12 protein-coding genes are annotated in these 13,497 nt (G+C 56.2%); 4 read left to right on the top strand and 8 right to left on the bottom strand.

Going from position 1 to position 13,497, the window contains the following annotated elements; translation table 11 throughout:
* Positions 1-52: 52 nt before the first annotated feature.
* From KCQ76_RS08060 to KCQ76_RS08035, 6 genes are all read right to left on the bottom strand, one after another.
* On the bottom strand, positions 53-1,975 hold the full coding sequence (locus KCQ76_RS08060; RefSeq protein WP_046203002.1) for a peptidoglycan D,D-transpeptidase FtsI family protein: 1,923 nt from the start codon (positions 1,973-1,975) through the stop codon (positions 53-55).
* Between the two features lie 222 nt (positions 1,976-2,197).
* A complete protein-coding gene (gene ftsL, locus KCQ76_RS08055) occupies positions 2,198-3,097 on the bottom strand; it encodes a cell division protein FtsL (protein ID WP_052722320.1) in 900 nt (299 codons plus the stop codon).
* Positions 3,094-4,266: a 16S rRNA (cytosine(1402)-N(4))-methyltransferase RsmH gene (rsmH, locus tag KCQ76_RS08050; protein WP_046203003.1), complete on the bottom strand. Its 1,173-nt coding sequence runs from the start codon at positions 4,264-4,266 to the stop codon at positions 3,094-3,096. The genes ftsL and rsmH overlap by 4 nt, the downstream gene beginning before the upstream one ends.
* Positions 4,267-4,467: 201 nt before the next feature.
* Complete coding sequence (gene mraZ, locus KCQ76_RS08045; protein WP_012731383.1) at positions 4,468-4,899, bottom strand: division/cell wall cluster transcriptional repressor MraZ; 432 nt, start codon at positions 4,897-4,899, stop codon at positions 4,468-4,470.
* A 696-nt stretch (positions 4,900-5,595) separates the two neighbouring features.
* Positions 5,596-5,988 (bottom strand): DUF3040 domain-containing protein, encoded by a 393-nt coding sequence (locus tag KCQ76_RS08040; RefSeq protein ID WP_046203159.1) that lies wholly within the window; start codon positions 5,986-5,988, stop codon positions 5,596-5,598.
* A 207-nt stretch (positions 5,989-6,195) separates the two neighbouring features.
* Positions 6,196-6,585, bottom strand: coding sequence for an SAV_6107 family HEPN domain-containing protein (locus tag KCQ76_RS08035; RefSeq protein WP_052722321.1), 390 nt, complete (start codon positions 6,583-6,585; stop codon positions 6,196-6,198).
* A 253-nt stretch (positions 6,586-6,838) separates the two neighbouring features.
* On the opposite strand from KCQ76_RS08035, the gene KCQ76_RS08030 reads away from it, so the two are divergent.
* A complete protein-coding gene (locus tag KCQ76_RS08030; protein ID WP_046203005.1) occupies positions 6,839-7,450 on the top strand; it encodes a GNAT family N-acetyltransferase in 612 nt (203 codons plus the stop codon).
* Positions 7,451-7,466: 16 nt separating this feature from the next.
* Here KCQ76_RS08030 and KCQ76_RS08025 read toward each other — a convergent pair whose 3' ends face one another.
* Positions 7,467-8,486 carry a methylenetetrahydrofolate reductase gene (locus tag KCQ76_RS08025; protein WP_082089885.1) on the bottom strand — a complete coding sequence of 340 codons (1,020 nt, stop codon included), beginning with the start codon at positions 8,484-8,486 and terminating at the stop codon, positions 7,467-7,469.
* A gap of 235 nt (positions 8,487-8,721) precedes the next feature.
* Here KCQ76_RS08025 and KCQ76_RS08020 point away from each other — a divergent pair, with 235 nt between their 5' ends.
* Genes KCQ76_RS08020 through KCQ76_RS08010 form a run of 3 tightly spaced genes read left to right on the top strand, consistent with a single transcriptional unit; the run spans position 8,722 to position 13,060 of the window.
* The gene (locus KCQ76_RS08020; protein WP_046203006.1) at positions 8,722-9,807 is read left to right on the top strand and encodes a polyprenyl synthetase family protein; all 1,086 of its coding nucleotides are present in this window, start codon (positions 8,722-8,724) and stop codon (positions 9,805-9,807) included.
* Positions 9,804-11,540: a phytoene desaturase family protein gene (gene crtI / locus KCQ76_RS08015; RefSeq protein WP_046203007.1), complete on the top strand. Its 1,737-nt coding sequence runs from the start codon at positions 9,804-9,806 to the stop codon at positions 11,538-11,540. The genes KCQ76_RS08020 and crtI overlap by 4 nt, the downstream gene beginning before the upstream one ends.
* The gene (locus KCQ76_RS08010) at positions 11,537-13,060 is read left to right on the top strand and encodes an alpha-(1->6)-mannopyranosyltransferase A (protein WP_046203008.1); all 1,524 of its coding nucleotides are present in this window, start codon (positions 11,537-11,539) and stop codon (positions 13,058-13,060) included. The genes crtI and KCQ76_RS08010 overlap by 4 nt, the downstream gene beginning before the upstream one ends.
* On the opposite strand, the gene KCQ76_RS08005 is transcribed toward KCQ76_RS08010, so the two are convergent.
* Positions 13,016-13,417 carry an Rv2175c family DNA-binding protein gene (locus KCQ76_RS08005; RefSeq protein ID WP_082089886.1) on the bottom strand — a complete coding sequence of 134 codons (402 nt, stop codon included), beginning with the start codon at positions 13,415-13,417 and terminating at the stop codon, positions 13,016-13,018. The two genes, KCQ76_RS08010 and KCQ76_RS08005, sit on opposite strands and share 45 nt — an antisense overlap.
* Between the last annotated feature and the right edge of the window lie 80 nt (positions 13,418-13,497).

Genomic DNA, 13,497 nt, shown 5'->3' with positions numbered 1-13,497 from the left:
GACGGCGACGGATAACGCGATAAACGATGCTTCCAACAGTAGAAATCTTGAGCTACCCTGCCTGCAACAAGAGGGTGTCACCTGGTTCTTTCGACGGCGGGATGTTGTAGCGGTTAAGCGCCCACGATGCGATGTCGTGGAACAGCGGCGCTGCCGACTGACCACCTTCACCATGAACGCCGCGAGCCGGGTTATTCAGCATGATGGCAACAACGAAGCGTGGATCGTCGGCCGGAGCGATTCCGGCGAAAGTGATCCAGTATTTCGAGTTGGAATATGCTCCGGTGTCCGGGTCAACCTGTTGGGCTGTTCCGGTCTTACCTGCAATTTGATACCCATCGATGGCCGCGCCGGGGCCTGTACCCTGCTGGTTTCCGCTGTCCTTCTGGACAACCCCGCGGAACATGTTGCGGACCGTTCGTGCCGTCTGGGCACTCACCACCCGCGTTTCACTGGGAGCGTCAGTGGACACTTCTTTGCCGTCGGGGTCTTTAATGCTCTTCACTATCCGAGGCTCGATACGCACCCCGTCATTGGCGATGGTTTGATAGATGCTCGCCATCTGAAGGAGGGATGTTGAAAAGCCCTGGCCGATGGGGAGGTTCGCAAATGTACCGGCTGCCCACTGGGAGCGCGGAGGCAGAAATCCGCTGGTCTCGTTGGGCAGTTCGACTCCCGTCGCCTGTCCGATCCCGAACTTATTCAGGTAATTATTAAACGAATCTGGCCCGACCCGCTGCGCAAGCATCAACGTTCCGACGTTGGACGACTTACTGAAAATACCTGTCGTGGTGTACGGAGTGACGCCGTGATCCCATGCATCCTTGACAGTAACGCCGGAGTCATTAATTGACCCTGGTACCTGCAGAACTTCGTCTGGCGTGGTTTTCTTGTCCTCAATCGATGCAGCAGCGGTAATAACCTTGCCGACCGATCCCGGTTCGAAGGGGTTACTTATCGTCCGATCCCCAAACTGCTTGCCTTCTTTGAGCTGCTTCTCGATGTCGCCGTTCGGGTCAATCGTTCCCGTCGTCGCCATGGACAATATGTGGCCTGACTTGGCGTCGAGCACCACCGCACTAGCGTCCTCTGCACCGGAATTGGCTTTGGCTTGTTCCAGGCTCTGCTGCACGAAGGTCTGCATGTCGTTATCCAAGGTCAGCTGATAGCTATCGCCATCAATCGCCGGGTGTTCATCGCGACGAGAACCAGGGATTGCCATTCCTTGGGCCGCTATGTCGACGGTATAACTTCCGTTCGTCCCCTGAAGGTCAGAGTCTTGCGAGAGCTCCAGCCCGAATTGGCCCGATCCATCCTGGCTTATCTTGCCAAGAACGTTTTCGCCGATAGCACCATTCGGGTATTGGCGGACGTCTTGCCGCTCTGCTGTAATCTCTGGATACTTCTTAACGATCTTTTCCGCTTTATCCGGATCGACGTTTCGCACCAGAACGGAGTAATCATCATCGGAGGTTAATTTCTTTTCAATATCCTCCGACTTCACATCGTCCGCTTTGTCGTCGTCACCGATCATCCGAGGAAGATCGTCGGCAATGTCCTTCATGCGCTGATCAGGATCTGGGTAACTATCGGGGTTAATCTCGTGCCGCTTCTCCATGAAGCTGCGCAATTTGTTCGGATGCACAGACAGCAATGATGACTCCATTGTGTAGGCAAGATCCTCACCGTTGGCGTCCGTGATAGTCCCACGTCGAGCCGGTTCGGCAATTTTTACCCGACGCTGTTCCTGAGCCTGAGACGACAAGTTGGGCCCGATGATGAGCTGAACCCATACCAAACGCAAAATAAGGACGATCAGTAAAGCGATGATGATCGCCCGAAGAAGATTGAGGCGCCGCATGGCCGCCTTGGCACCTGTTATTAACGACGTCCCCGCCATGCTGTTGCGTAACGATGCATCAGGAGAGCTGCCTGTCCTGGGATTCCGGGGCCGACGAGATGAACTGTTACTCATGGATTCTCCGGTCCCCCTTCTCAAGCCTCATTTACCTGATCACCACATATCTTCTACAGATTACTGCCGCCACCTAAAAGGTGGACGATGTTCCGCACTCGCATCCGGAACCCTCGCAAAATAGTACACAAGCAACCTGACACATCCGGTTCACCTCACACCACCCATCCTGACCTGCGACGATCAGCAGACCAGACTGTGTCCGAGCAGTCCTAGATAGTTCTAGGGCGTCGGCACGGCAGCATCGCCAGCCAGTGCGGCTTCGGGGGCGGGGTTGGCGTTGTCCGCCTGGTCTGCAGGCAATGGAGCTTCGCGGTCAAGCCCTTCACCCTGACTAGCAGCCTGGTTATCACCCTGTGCCGCTACTGCCCCAGCCGTATTGTCCTGGTACGGAGCCAATTGCGCTGGTCGGTTGTTGTCACGGCCTGACGAGGAAGAAGACGTAGCAGACCGTGACGTATTTTTCGTTTTCTCGGGATCCGAAGAGGCCTTCGCCTTGGGATCCGCACCGCTATTGATGTCGTGAATCTCGTGCGTCTTTGAAGGATCGGCGGCCCTATTCTCAACCACGGAACCGTCGGGGTTAACGGTCATAATTCCCGGCTGATCAGGCACAACCATGCCGTCCTCCGACGCCTTCTTGGCAACTTCAGAGTCCGAGCTTGCGTTCTTGACGTCGCGATGCAGTCCTTCCAACTCGTTATCCAGAGTTGTCTTCTGATCTTTCGCTTTCTGAATGGCGAACGACTGTTGCGTCGTCACTCCAGAAAGGTACATCGTGACGCCCACGCCGACGCCGATGAACAAGATACATACGACAATGAACTGGATCGTGGTCCTCTTGACTCGTCGTTCTTCGGAAACGACGCGTCTGCCTCGGACGGAAATGACCTGACGAGAGCCCATTCTCTTCGCGGCGCTCGTCCTCTTTTTCCGCGCTACGGACGTACTCGAGGAGCGGAGGTTATTTCCTTCCCGACGCGCCCGAACCGGCGTTTCTGCTCGTCGGTCACGTGTGGCGGTCCGCGTCAACGTCGCCGTAGAGGCGCGCCCCGCGGTGTCGACGTCATGGTCGTGGCTTGCCCTTCGAGCTGTTGTTCCAGCTCCCGTCAAGGTAGTCATTGTTCTCCTTCGACGTCTTCGCGGTGTGAAATGCTCTGTTGTGCGGAAGAGACCAGGTGTTCTCTTCCCGTTCGGTGGGCCTCGTGCCGGGATTCTGATCGAGCTGAATATGTGGTGGATGATCCCGTGGCCCTCGCCGGAGTGCTGCCCGGCGGCGGGCTCGAGTGCGAGTAGCCTGTTCGCTCTATGGCACGGACGCGGACCGAATGTGCGCGCGGATTCTTATTATTCTCCTGCTCATCGGCCTTTTCAGAACCCCGCGTCACCACGTGGAAATCGGGGGCGCTGTTGGGCAGATCGATAGGAAGTCCCGGAGGAGTCTTCGATTCGGTCAGCGCCGCCAGTTCCCTCTTCACAATTTTGTCTTCAAGGCTTTGGTAGCTCATGAACACTGCCCGGCCACCAAGGTGGAGGTAGGAGCAGACTTTCGGAATGACGCGGCGCAAAGCATCCAGCTCAGCATTGACCTCAACGCGCAAAGCTTGAAAGGTCCTCTTCGCTGGATGGCCCCCATGACGGCGGGCCGACGCCGGAATTGTTGCGTAGATAAGGTCCACTAACCGCTGCGACGTGGTCCAGGGTTCTTTCTCACGTTCACGAACAATGGCGCGAGCGAGAGACCCGGCAAAGCGTTCATCGCCGTATGTTTTTAAGATGCGGGCCAGCTCGCCGTGGCTATACGTATTAAGGACATCGGCGGCAGTTTTGCCCGTCGACGTATCCATCCGCATGTCCAGCGGACCATCGTCACGATAAGTAAAACCCCGGTCCACCTGATCTAACTGCATCGACGACACACCAAGATCGAAGAAACCGGCACTGAGACCGTGCGCGTGGAAGGCATCGACAACTGGATGATCAGCATCGTCTAATGCCTCATCAAAGTTGTCGAAACGGGCATGTACTGGGTAGAACCGGTCCTGAAATCGAGACAGCCGCTCAGTGGTCCGGGAGAGTTCCTTCTTGTCGCGGTCGACTCCGATAACCATTGCCGACGGGAAACGCTCCAGGAAGGATTCGGTGTGCCCGCCAGCTCCGAGGGTGCCGTCGAGAATGACGGATGGTGTCGAGTTCTCTGATGATTCTGTGACCGTGGGAGCTATCAGCTCAACCATGCGTTCCAGCATGACGGGAACGTGACCATGCGTACCAGTGTGGCGGTCGGCCATTGTCCCCTCTTTCATCGTCGCGGTCAGAATATTGGGCGGTCGTGGTGATGGAGAGGAATGTAAACAGGGCCCTACCCGCTCAGCGCCTGGTGTTGGGGAAGTACATCAGGATCCAAACGGGCAGAGGCCTGCACACATTCCTTACACTCGCTGTAGCTCATTGCGACGTTCGACCATGTGGGTGATGAGCTCAAGGAGTCCTTAGAGGAAATCCATGAAGGCAGCGTCGTCACCGTTGGCGTAGCTTTCTTCATGTTCGGCTTGGTACTGATTCCACGACTCCGCATTCCAGATTTCGACGAAGTCAACAGAACCAATCACGACGCATTCTTTGCTTAACCCTGCGTAGCGACGATGATCAGGCGAAATCGTTATTCGCCCATGACCATCAACAGATTGTTCATCCGCGCTGGCCGCTAAGTTACGCACAAATGCGCGAGCCTCCGGGTTCGTTCGAGATGCAGCAGCGGCTTTGCGAGCGCGTTCGAGGAACACGTTGCGCGGGTAGATGGCTAATGAATGGTCTTGGCCTTTCGTCACCATCAAGCCTTCTGCTAACTCATCGCGAAACTTGGCCGGAAGAGTCAAGCGTCCTTTGTCGTCCATCTTGGGGGTGAAAGTACCGAAGAACATGACCTTCGGACTCCTTCCCTCAACATCGACGACCCACATCCAGTCGATTGCCGTGTCGTTGTCAGCGCCGGCCGCCAACAACGACAGTCATCTACAGAATTAGTGCGACGAACTTACCTTGTCCGCCATTGGCACCCACTTTAACCCACTCTGCCCCACAACGCACCATTGGCACGACGCTTTCAGCAAATCTTTAGCTTTTTTTCATTATGACAACGCGACCCAATCACAGGCCACACTTGTGATACTACGCCATTTTAACCCGCTGAAGTGCAGAAACACGCGATAAATTGCCACAACAGCCGATGCCGGAAACGCCGATCGAACCTCTTGACGGGCCGGCACCATCCAGCCCCGGTGAGGGCACACCCGAGATAACAGAGCGCAATGAACAGCAAGAAAGTACGCGATAGCCGTGCCACTTCAGGCACATAAGTTGATTCACTCCCCATCAGCCAGAGAAATAACCTCATTTTCAGCGAAAAGCTGATAATCCTTGAGTCGGTGTGGGGCAAAGTGGGGGATTTTTGAGAATTGGTCTGAAACATACGAAAAAGCCCTGGTGGTGAGCTTGTCCACTCACCACCAGGGCTGCAGTGTCTTGTTAGACAGTTTTACGTTGTATGGGAAGCCTTTCGTCGAACCTTCGGCTCCCATACGCGAAACTCAGTTCACATATAGGAATCACGGTGGGGTTTAGCGCTCGAAACGTCGACGGAAATTCTCTTCCATACCACCCGAGCGACTACCCAACGACGATTTACGAGCTTTCCGTTGTTTCTTCGCCGATTTGTCGGAACGATCCCCCATTTCGAGTTTCGACGAGCGGTCACCGCGTAATCCGATCACGCCGGCGGCGAACATCACCAAGAAACCGGCGACCGACATCACGACAAACCACAAGCTCAGTTGCGAGAGAGCTATACCGCCAACAAGTAAGACGAGGCCAAGGATCAGCAGAGCAACGACTTTGACGAAGGCGCCACCACGCTGGATTGACCCGACGTTTTTACCAAAGTCTGGGTCTTCCTGATACAGAGCATTCTCGATTTCGTCGAGGACACGCTGCTCTTGCTCTGAGAGGGCCACAACTCCTCCATTTTCCATGAAAGTACCGTTTTCTACCTGGCATAACGCAACAGGTGCCAAAACAGTTCCGTTTATAACTTCATTGTAACCACCATGTACCCCCATTTCTCCACCCCGGTGCACGAAACAATGAATGCCGTCACCCTCAACCCCCGGAAGGCGCTCCCCACACCCCTTTTGAGTCAACCTCGTTAACGCCTCCAGGCTTTAAGCGGCAGCCGGTATCCATGCATACCGATCATTCACAGCAGCGCGGAAGTCCAAAACGAGCTGCTCAAAACGCTCAACATAAGCAACCGTCAGGGACGGAGACAATCCCAGACGAACGCGTTCTTTTATGGGCGAATACTGCCGGAAGACATCTGCCCACGGGGCCAGCTGCCCGCCATAACGAGCAAGCAAAGTCCATGCGTCACCCTTAGGCTTCCTTTTTCGGCTCGCAATAGCATCCTCGATAACAGCTCCAGCGAGGCGGAGCGCTGCGTAATAAGAGTCCAGCAAGCGCCGTTCCAATTCATCCTGGCTGACGTCGTCAGTCTTGTTAGCCAGCAATGCATCCGCTTTCCTGAGAAAACTTACCGTTGCCGCATTCATCATGATCCACTCCTTGGAGCCGTCGTCTCTACATTTTCGGGCAAGCAGTGCGATTACCGAACAGCGCCGCTACCCAGTGATGTCTTTGTCGAGCGCCTATTTCCTTGTTGACACTTGACACACTACGAAGGGGTGCGGACATAAGAGTCGAACAAAACTAGAAAATTCGAACGTATATTCGAAATTTGCGGTAGGTAATTCCCAGCTTCTCCCGGTTAACTCCCCCGCCCCGGTTCGCGCGTGGTTTCATTAAAGAATGCCCATCACTTTCACGACGTTGACCGCAGCGCAATTTCGTCGACGAGTCCCCGAAATGGTCTCTATTTATATCCGTGCGATGGGCTACAGCTCCACTATCTCGGGCGCGCGGCAGTCGGCTTGGAACACGCACTCGCGATATCTTGGCTTCCACTCCGTAGCTGCAATCGAGCATCCTGCAGGGGAAGAAACAAACCCTAAAGATCCCACCCAGCCCATCCGTGGCTTTATCTACGGCTATCGAGGAGGCAACGGACAATGGTGGAATACGCAGGTCAAGGCAGCTCTCATGGTTGCCGGGGTCCCGCCGTCGCTACGTATCCAGCTTCTGGACAACTACACGGAGCTCACCGAAATTCACGTGGACCCGTCGTGGCAAGGTAACAATATTGGCCGACGATTGTTGACTATCTTTGCGGACAACCTCACGAGCCAGCGGTTGCTTCTTTCCACACCCGAAGTCACCAGTGAAAACAACCGCGCATTCCACCTCTACCGACGACTAGGATTCACCGACGTCGTTCGGAATATGCACTTCCCCGGTGACCCGCGTCCGTTCGCAATCCTGGGCAGCCGGTTGCCCCTCGGGGACAGCTCGTCACTGATTTAATGACGCACTGTAGAGGTCATCGAACCGCATCATGACCGTGATCAGTCCCCCACGCCGGAGCCATCCCTAAATTGTGCAGCACTTCCTGCGTCGCACGCGCAAAGTTCAACGTCATAAAGTGCAGGTCAGGCGCACCTTCACTGATCAGACGCTCCGCCATGGCCGTCGTATGAGCAATCCCGATCTTCCGAATTTCCTGACGGACACGCGGATCAGAGGGATCACCAGTAGCAGTAGCTTTTTCCAGACGTTCCTCGAGATCTGCCGGAACACGGCACCCTGCCAATTCACGCTGCCTGCGAAGAGACTTCAGCGAGGTAATGGGCATGAGGCCAGGAATCACGGGTTTGGCTCCATGGACCGGATCTGCCGCCGCTAGTCGATCACGAAGACGCAGGTAATACTCAACATCAAAGAACATTTGAGTAATGGAATAGCTCGCGCCTGCCCGAAGTTTCGCAATCGTATAGGCGGTATCCGAATCTAGATCAGTGGCACGATAGTGCTTATCAGGAAATGACGCGATACCAATCTCAAACTGTCGTTGTGTATCACACTCTTGGATGAGCTTGATCAGGTCGATGGCATGTTCCAAACCGCCCGGAGTGGAAACCCATTCGCCCGCGGGATCTCCTGGTGGATCGCCGCGCAGCGCCAAAATATTCGTTAGCCCACATTCCTGGTAGCTTGCGATAATTTCCTTCAGCTCATCCACCGTGTGCTGCACCAACGTCAAATGAACGAGCGTCGTCAAGGGAGTATGTGCCAGCTCCTGGCCGATACGAATAGTACGGCTACGGCTCGAACCGCCTGCACCATAGGTCACCGACACAAAACTCGCACCAAGATCGTGGAATGTCGCCGCAGCATCACTGAGACGACGTTCCGCAGCGTCATCACGCGGGGGCATAAATTCCACGGAAAACGGCACAGGACCCGGCGTTGGCAAGGAAATAGCCTGGGAAACCGGGACTTGTTGATAAATAGGCCGAGGTGGACGATTCGTGGGCGTATGCGCCGAGTTGGGCGAGGACATAAATAGGTATCTTAGAAAAAGAAAGGTGCGACAACCAGTAAAACTGTCAGCTAATGGCGCGATAAATACATCTGTGGTGAATCCACGGTGTTGGTCATGGTGATCAACCGGGTTAGCTCGGCGCGTCCATAGTGTTGTGTAGTTTTACCTTTATGCTCCTCAACCGCCCATACCCCATACGTGAATCGTGAGTGAGTTCGCTATCGTGACTGATCAAATAGGTGCTACACCATCTATGCCGCGTTCTGTTGACGACGTACCCCGCTGCGTTGTCGCGCACCTCAATGAGTTCTTCATGGAGCGTCAGTCAGCCATGAAAGCCATTTCCCCCGTGGCAGATGAAGCAATGACAGCCCTCACCGTTTTCACGATCAACGGTGGCAAACGGATCCGACCAACATTTGCATGGTTGGGGTGGATGGGGTCCTTGCAGTTAACGTTCTCGGACGCAGCAGAGCATCCGGATGCCGACGCCGTCATGCATGCGGCGTCCTCGTTGGAGCTCTTGCAGTCCTGCGCTCTGATTCATGACGACATTATTGATTCCTCGGCAACCCGACGCGGAATGCCCACCGTTCATGAGCACTTCAAGCAGTCTCATTCATCCCAAGCATGGCATGGCCGAGGAGAAAACTACGGGAATGCGGTCGCGATCCTCATCGGCGATCTCGCCTTGAGCTGGGCAGATGACATGTTCATGGAGGCTGCATTACCTCCCGCCCAGCGCGATCGTGCATGGCAGCCCTGGCAAGACATGCGCACAGAGGTGGTCTGCGGCCAAATCATGGATGTCACTGCTGAGGCTCAGGGGGACGGTTCGTTGCGCACAGCAGAGCGGGTCAACCGATATAAGACGGCGGCGTACACCGTGGAGCGCCCGCTCCATATTGGGGCCGCTCTGGCAGGAGCACCACAGGATACGGTGACAGCGCTGCGCACTTTTGGACGCGACATCGGCGTGGCGTTCCAGTTACGCGATGACCAGCTAGGTGTTTTCGGCGACCCTGAGGTCACCGGGAAGCCATCAGGGGATGACCTGCGCGAAGGAAAGCGCACCACCTTACTGGCTCTCACGCTGGACAATGTCTCGGAGTCGGATCGCGAGACGGTGGAATCTAGTTTGGGCCAGCCCCTGAGTGAGCAGGATGTTGATCATCTACGCGCGATTATCAAAAAAACCGGCGCCTATGACCGCGTTGAAAAACAGATCGATAGCTTAGTGACGTCCGCGGTCCACGCGCTCGCCGACGCGCGCTTATCTGACGACGCACACCGCGCATTGAGGTCGATGGCTATTTCCTCGACGGAGCGCCGTCGATGAGCACATCTTTTCTTTCTCATTACTTGTCGACGCCCCGGCGCGCGGTATCAGGCCGAACAGACCACGTAGTTGTGGTGGGGGCGGGCTTGTCTGGCCTGGCTGCGGCGGTATTGCTGGCTGGCTCCGGGCGTTCAGTAACGGTGGTCGAGAAGGCGGACCACGTGGGCGGACGCGCCGCAACCGAGACGATCTCTAGTCCCCTGGGAGATGTCCGCATCGACACGGGCGCGACGGTGGTGACGATGCCGTGGCTCGTCGATGAGATTCTGGCACCGGTGGGGCTCTCGACGAGTGACCTCGCGCCTGACTTTTCATATCAGCGTTTGACCCCGGCGTATCATGCATTGTTTTCGTCGGGCCGGCATCTGGACGTATTCGCTGAAGGAGCTGCTGAGGGGGACGCTCAGGAGGAAGCTGCCGGGAGCGATAGTCGGCTGGACCAGGAGATCCGTCGGTTCGCCCGGGACAAGTTTGACGACACACCCCATCGCAGCAACAACCTGAACCGTGATGAGTTCGCCGAATCCCGTGTGAAGGGTGTGCGGGGTTATCGCCTGTGGGCGCAGTCAATGTTCGACGCGTGCTTTTCGAACCTGATGAACGCCGATTTCGATTCTGTGTGGGACCTTGTTCGCACCCGTGAATCGGCGCTGAGCTTGGCGCGGGTGGCACGTCGTGGTGGCTTCGGCTCCTTGGGCCGGGCAGCAGAGCGCTACATCTCTGATGATGAGCTTCGAAAGGTGTTTTCGTTCCAGGCTCTGTACGCGGGGGTTCCGCCCAAGAAAGCCCGCGCTGTGTACGCAACGATTTCGCACATGGATACCGGGATGGGGGTCTTCTACCCCACTCGTGGGCCACACGGTTCCGGTGTCGGCGCACTGTGCGACATTCTCGCAGCAGCACTCAAGCAGTCCGGCGGTCAGCTCATGCTCAACACTCGGGTCAACTCATTGAACCGCGCCTCACACGGAGCCGGATCCGACGGAACCAATTCCGACAGAATCCATGCGGTCGAGACAACCCAAGGAACGTTGCCTGCCGACGTCGTTATTACGACATGTGACATCCCTGAACTCGACGCCATCTCGGACCGACAGGGCCGTCGGACTATGAGGTGGTCTCCCTCCGCATTCGTGATGCACGGCGCCATCCCTCGTGAGGTCGCACGCCACTGGCCTGGTGGGCATCACACCATCTCTTTCGGGAAAGAGTGGGATCGTACATTTTCGGAGATCACTGCTCCCCACGGTCGTGGCCGCCTCATGTCCGATCCGTCGCTTTTGGTTACTCGTCCTGCCTGTTCAGCGCCGGATTTAGTATCGACGTCGACGACGTCGCCTCATGTTTCTATTGAACCGGTCAGTGTTTTGGCACCGTGCCCCAACACTGAATCAGCCCACATCGACTGGACGTCATTGGCTGCTTCCTATCAAGAGGATCTCCTATCTGTCCTGGAAGATCGCGGTTTCGTCGGCATCCGTGAGTCATTCGCCGTCGGGAAAGTAGATACACCCGACACATGGTCTGCACTCGGGTTGGGCGCAGGAACTCCTTTTGCCCCCGCCCATCTTTTCCGGCAGACGGGGCCGTTTCGGTTCCGCAATTTCCCCGTGCGTTCGTTCTCTAACCTGATTCACGCTGGTTCAAGTACGACACCTGGCGTTGGGGTGCCCACTGTTATCCTTTCAGGAGCGCTTGCAGCTGCTCGGATAACGCGAGGTGATCATCCATGAGCACCCCTTCACGCACGAACCCACTGCGTCGACCACTGTGGTTGGGGACGGTCGCGTCGATACTTCTCATGGTGTCGTCATGGAGTTCCGGAGCTCAGCGCACCCGCGGAGGAATTGTCCGGATGCTCAATCTGGACTGGATCATGTATGGCCATGTCAAGAACATTGGCTTCATCTTGTCCTGGGTCGCGCTGGGACTGCTTCTGCACTGCTGGTGCCTGTGGGGTCGGATTGTCTATCACGAAGAGACCGCCATCCGTGAATCGGTAAAGACGCTGGTGGGGTGGATAGTTCCGCTCCTTTTCGCGTCCCCGATGTACTCGCGCGATGTCTATTCCTACCTGGTCCAAGGGGCAATGGTCCGCGATGGCTTTGATCCCTACAAAGATGGAGCCGCCGTCAATCCCGGCCCGATGCTGCTGGAAGTCAGCCCGGACTGGAGAAACACCACCACACCATACGGGCCACTTCATTTATGGATCGGCGACGGAATAACAACCCTGGTCGGATCGAATATCACCATCGGCGTTTTTCTCTACAAATTCATCTCCGTCGCTGGATATGCCGCTATTGCATGGGCGGTGATATCAATTGCTCGGCATATCGGTGGGAATCCCGCGGTGGCCCTCTGGCTCGGTGTTGCCAACCCCGTTGTCTTCCTCCATCTCGTGGGGGGCATGCACAATGAATCGGTCATGGTTGCCTTTTCCTGCCTTGGGCTGGTTCTGGCTTTACGACGCCACCCACTGTGGGGTGCGCTGTTCATCGGCATCGGTTTTTCCCTGAAGGCGACGGCCCTCGTGACCCTCCCCTTCCTCATCTGGATCGCAATGCGGCAACGAGGAATTGCCCCCTCCACATGGTCACTCCACGACCCCCGGCGGACGTTGGCGTCGCTGAAAAAAGCAATCCCCGCATTCGTGTTCTACGGAATCACCACTGTGCTGATCGTCTGCACGGTATTGACCGCCATTACGTATGCCTCGGGAAGCTCGTGGGGCTGGGTTTCCCAGCTCAGCGGGAATACGAAGGTCATCAACCTCTTAGTGCTCCCCAGCTTCCTGGCCCAGTTCACGGCCGCTTTCGCAGCCTCATTCTTCCCCGGCGCGACATTCAACTCGGTGCTGTCGATCTACCGGAGTATCTCGATGATCATCATGGTTGTACTCCTGATCGTGGTCTGGTGGCGATTCCGACAGACTCCGCGCCGAGCCATTGAGGGCGCAGCATGGGCGTACTTAATAACGTGCATCTTTAATGCCGTTACGCTGCCCTGGTATTACGCTGCTGGCGTTGTTCTTGTCGGTACTTTCCGGCCATCACCACGGGTTACGCACTTCACTGTTATTGCGTCGCTGATTGTGGCGGGATCCTTCACCGGTTCTGGCAACAATTGGTTGTACCGATGGTCGTGGATGTGGATCGTGATAACGGTCGCCTTCGTTCTTTATTTCGCCGTGTTCCGAGGGGACGAATCAAAATCCCATCGCCTGGGCACGGCGCATGACCTCGCGGGCTAGGTGACCATGAAGTGCGTCGATAGGGCGTCCGGGCAGGGTGTCGTCGTCGGTAAACAGGTAGTTCAGTATCTCGTCATTGGAGTATCCGCCGTCGGACATGAGGGCGATGATACCGGGGACGTGCTTATTGATGGTTACGCGCTCACCGGGCTCGGGGTGGCCCTCGTCGTTAAGCCCGTTGAAGAAGCGTGCTGGGATTTGCCGCTGGTGATCGCGGTCAATCGCGATAAGCTGGCCTTTATTAATAAGATCCCGAACCCGGCTGACGGGCTGGTGGAGATAGTCCGCAACCTCTGCGATCGGGAGGACGATTTCGCTGGCGGATAGGACATCGGGAGTTCTTGAGTTACTCTTCACGGTTTATACCGTAGCTGACAATCCCTAGTAATTTGGTGAGTTGAAAGCATCGGGCCGATACAACGGGCTAAGAGAGGACA

Source organism: Corynebacterium parakroppenstedtii, from assembly GCF_019754935.1.
In the GTDB taxonomy this organism is placed as follows: domain Bacteria; phylum Actinomycetota; class Actinomycetes; order Mycobacteriales; family Mycobacteriaceae; genus Corynebacterium; species Corynebacterium parakroppenstedtii.
Note: the sequence above shows the minus strand (reverse complement) of the source record. Positions and strands in the feature narration are given on the sequence as shown.

Coding starts and splice junctions, on each gene's coding strand:
- KCQ76_RS08060 (WP_046203002.1), bottom strand. CDS start 1,975: ATGAGTAACAGTTCATCTCGTCGGCCCCGGAATCCCAGGACAGGCAGC.
- ftsL (WP_052722320.1), bottom strand. CDS start 3,097: ATGACTACCTTGACGGGAGCTGGAACAACAGCTCGAAGGGCAAGCCAC.
- rsmH (WP_046203003.1), bottom strand. CDS start 4,266: ATGGCCGACCGCCACACTGGTACGCATGGTCACGTTCCCGTCATGCTG.
- mraZ (WP_012731383.1), bottom strand. CDS start 4,899: ATGTTCTTCGGTACTTTCACCCCCAAGATGGACGACAAAGGACGCTTG.
- KCQ76_RS08035 (WP_052722321.1), bottom strand. CDS start 6,585: ATGATGAATGCGGCAACGGTAAGTTTTCTCAGGAAAGCGGATGCATTG.
- KCQ76_RS08030 (WP_046203005.1), top strand. CDS start 6,839: ATGCCCATCACTTTCACGACGTTGACCGCAGCGCAATTTCGTCGACGA.
- KCQ76_RS08025 (WP_082089885.1), bottom strand. CDS start 8,486: ATGTCCTCGCCCAACTCGGCGCATACGCCCACGAATCGTCCACCTCGG.
- KCQ76_RS08020 (WP_046203006.1), top strand. CDS start 8,722: ATGCCGCGTTCTGTTGACGACGTACCCCGCTGCGTTGTCGCGCACCTC.
- crtI (WP_046203007.1), top strand. CDS start 9,804: ATGAGCACATCTTTTCTTTCTCATTACTTGTCGACGCCCCGGCGCGCG.
- KCQ76_RS08010 (WP_046203008.1), top strand. CDS start 11,537: ATGAGCACCCCTTCACGCACGAACCCACTGCGTCGACCACTGTGGTTG.